The following is a 3,269-nucleotide window of genomic DNA, read 5'->3' as shown; positions in this document are numbered from 1 at the left end:
CATGAATACAATCCGGCGCGTGCCTTCAACGCCACGGAAGCGGTCACTGTAGCCGTAGATGGTTGTGTTGAACTGGTCGTTGGAGCGCAGCGTGGCGAGATGCAAAACATCTGCTCTGTCGGCGGCTGAAAAGTCGGGGAAAAGCTTGTCCGGCGTGATAAAGTTCGCCTTCCCCGTTTTCGTCACCCATTTGCGCTCGCGCGCCGGCAGCGGTCTCGCGAATCCGCCGGGCTTGAAAAGCCGTTCGTTGAAATCCTTGAAAGTTTCGGGGTAAGTCCGCTCAATGGCATTGCGGATCTCGGCGTAGTCGCCAACCCAGGCGTCCCATGGAACCTTGTTTTGCCCAAGCGTAGCCTTGGCAATGCCGGCAATAATGGCCGGTTCGGAGAGAAGTTCAGAGCTCGCCGGTTTGGTCTTGCCCCGCGAGCCATGGAAATGAGCGATCGAGCTTTCCATGGACACCGCTTGCGGTCCACTCGCCTGCTGGTCGAGTTCGATGCGGCCAAGGCACGGCAGCAGATATGCGACCTCTCCATGCAGGACATGGCTGCGGTTGAGTTTGGTGGCTATCTGAACGCTCAAACGAAGTTTGCGCCATCCCTCTTCCATGGCGGCGGTGTCTGGCACCGCTCTGAGGAAATTGCCGCCAAGGCTGATAAACGCACGGGACTGACCCGTCATAATCGCTTCGCACGTTTCCACCGTCGAGCGACCGGTCCATTGCGGCGGCTCAAAGCCATAGAGCTCGGAAAGTTTGTCGAGGGGCGCCAGGCCTGGCTTCTCCGTAATCCCGACGGTGCGCTGGCCCTGCACGTTGGAGTGACCACGAACGGCGCAAATATTCGCCCCGGGCTTGCCGATGTTGCCGCGCAGCAGCGCGAGGTTGCAGACCATGTGAACGTTCTCGACGCCCATGAGCTGTTGTGTCAGGCCCATGCCGTAGACCATCATGACTGCGTTTGAGTTGGCATAGGTGACGGCGGCCTTCTTCATTTCGGCGCGTGTCAGCCCCGATACGCGCTCAAGCTCGTCCCATTGGTGGGCGCGCGCAGCTGCTGCGAATTCCTCGAAGCCGGTCGTGTGTTCCTTGATGAAATCGTGATCGAGAACGTGCTTCTTGGCAGCGGATGCCATCGATGCCGCAAAGGCAATCATGGCTGCGTTGTCCGGATCTTTTGGCGTCGCATCGCGTCCGGCGACAGGGTTTTGACCGGAGGCCTTCAGGGCGTCGTCTGCTTCGATAAGAGCCTTGCAGACGCCGAACAACGCTGCGATATCGCCGCCGTTGTTGACCTGATAATATTGCGACGAAATCGGTGTCTCTTTCCCGGTCAGCATCTGGACGGGTGATTGCGGATTGACGAAGCGCTCCAGCCCGCGCTCCCGCAGCAGGTTGAAAGTAACAATCTTCACGCCTCGGTTGACTGCGTCTTGCAGATCATGAAGCAGGCGTGGCGAGGATGTCCCGACATTCTGGCCAATGTAGAATATACAGTCCGTGTTCTCGAAATCGGACAAAATGGCGGTGCCGACCGATGCGCCGATGCTCTCGGGAAGCGCAACGGAGGAGCTTTCATGGCACATGTTCGAGCTGTCGGGCATGTTGTTGGAGCCGTACATCCGCGCAAACAGCTGGTACATGTAGCTCGCCTCGAGTGACGCCCGGCCGGATGTGTAAAGATCGGTCTGATGCGGGTCCAGAGCGCGCAACTCCCTGCCGATCTCTTCGAATGCAGCGGGCCATTCGACCGGCACATATTTGTCGCTGGCAGCGTCCCAGCGCATGGGGTGCGTCAGCCGACCCTCCTCTTCGAGATCGTGATCCGACCATCGCTCGAGTTCGCTCAGCGTGTGCTTGTCGAAGAACGCCGGGCCCGCACGTCGCGACGTGGTTTCCCAAGCTGTCGCCTTGGCGCCGTTCTCACAGAATTCGAGCGGATGCGGCTGCGCCGGCTTTGCCCAGGCGCAGCTCACGCACATATAGCCTTCGGGCTTGTTCTGCGTCGACAGCAATCGGCTCCCTTTCAAGGGAACATGTTCTTTTAGGAGAACACCAGCCACGGATTTCGCTGAGCCCCACCCACCGGCGGGCCCTTTATACGGCTTGATAGTGGCTGTTCTCGTGTTCGACGCCATTTCCTACCTCGTTTGCCACAGCGAGATTTCCGTCGGTCTCGCTCTCATTTGCCGTGGACGCCCAAGCAACGCCACCTCGCCCACGGCGTCCTCCCTTCGCCGGCACGGGATGACTTGCTGGCTGCGACATGCGCGACAATGCGAAAGGCAGGCCCAATCGACGTTTCCCGGCAATATGAAACTTGGGATCTGCCTGACGGTTCCACGCATGGGACCGACTTCGTTTTCCTCAACTTTTGCCACCGATTCCTGGCGTCGGAGAAGCGTTGCGTCGGCCGCTTCGGGATGCATGGCGGCTCTGGAACCTCGTCTCGTGTGGAAAGTTGTCGAACGTCCCGAAGGAGATTCCGCGATGGCGCGTCCAGCTAGCAGACCCGTTGTCCCGCCCACCATCGGACGTATGTGATGGAGAAAAATCCATGAACGTGGCCAACCTACAGCTGGAGGGGCTGCTGATGGCGGTCGCAGCGGTCAACAATGCCCTGGTACGGAAGGGACTCCTCTCGATCGATGATATCGATAGGGCCTTGAAAACCGCGGAAGCCTCGTTCACCGGCGACGAGCGCCTGTTCGAGGACATGTCACCGGCAAACCGTGATGCCGTCTGCTTCCCTTTGCGCCTTCTGCAACTCGCGAACACCAGCCAGTTCGAAGCCGGCGTGCCACCGTTTTCAGAGTTGGCCAAGCAGGTTGGGATCACCAAACAGCCTTACAACGACCAGATGTGAAGGGAGCATAGGTATGGAGGTTCTGGAAATCATCGTTGCCAACAACGTGGTGGAATTCCGCGGCGAGGGTGGTGACAATATACTCGTCACTGTCGCGCAACCGGCGGTTTTATCCCCTAAAGAGCTGATCGAAAAATCCAAGATCATGCTTTTGCATGCCGCCAAATTTGGTGTCGAGGAAGAGAATTCTGGCGAACAGCGGATAGCCGATGCGGGGGATGAGTATCGGCTTGAGTATCATGACAATGGGGAGATCCGTGACGTGAGTGGCCTGGTCTTTCCCGATCTGGACGCGGTGCGCGACGAATGCAGGCGCTCGGCGGAGGATTTGTGGAAAGACGCCCTGTCTCGGGGTGAAGCACCGGTGGGCTGGGCCGTCAGGGCGCGTGACCGTCGCGGTGACAT

3 protein-coding genes are annotated in these 3,269 nt (G+C 59.0%); 2 read left to right on the top strand and 1 reads right to left on the bottom strand.

What is annotated here, in order from left to right:
• Positions 1-2,136, bottom strand: a 2,136-nt coding sequence (locus tag AC1DX0_RS33515) for an FdhF/YdeP family oxidoreductase (RefSeq protein ID WP_477358654.1), incomplete at its 3' end; no start/stop codon positions are given.
• Positions 2,137-2,555: 419 nt separating this feature from the next.
• Here AC1DX0_RS33515 and AC1DX0_RS33510 point away from each other — a divergent pair.
• Both AC1DX0_RS33510 and AC1DX0_RS33505 read left to right on the top strand, forming a co-directional pair.
• Complete coding sequence (locus AC1DX0_RS33510) at positions 2,556-2,864, top strand: hypothetical protein (RefSeq protein WP_441935437.1); 309 nt, start codon at positions 2,556-2,558, stop codon at positions 2,862-2,864.
• 13 nt (positions 2,865-2,877) lie between these two features.
• Positions 2,878-3,269 (top strand): DUF6894 family protein (locus AC1DX0_RS33505; protein ID WP_477358652.1); only part of this gene is annotated, 392 nt, incomplete at its 3' end.

The organism is Mesorhizobium sp. P3_A9, from assembly GCF_056402975.1.
Note: the sequence above shows the minus strand (reverse complement) of the source record. Positions and strands in the feature narration are given on the sequence as shown.

What these genes read in the sequence shown, in the direction of transcription:
- AC1DX0_RS33510 (WP_441935437.1), top strand. Translation starts at nt 2,556, where the DNA reads ATGAACGTGGCCAACCTACAGCTGGAGGGGCTGCTGATGGCGGTCGCA.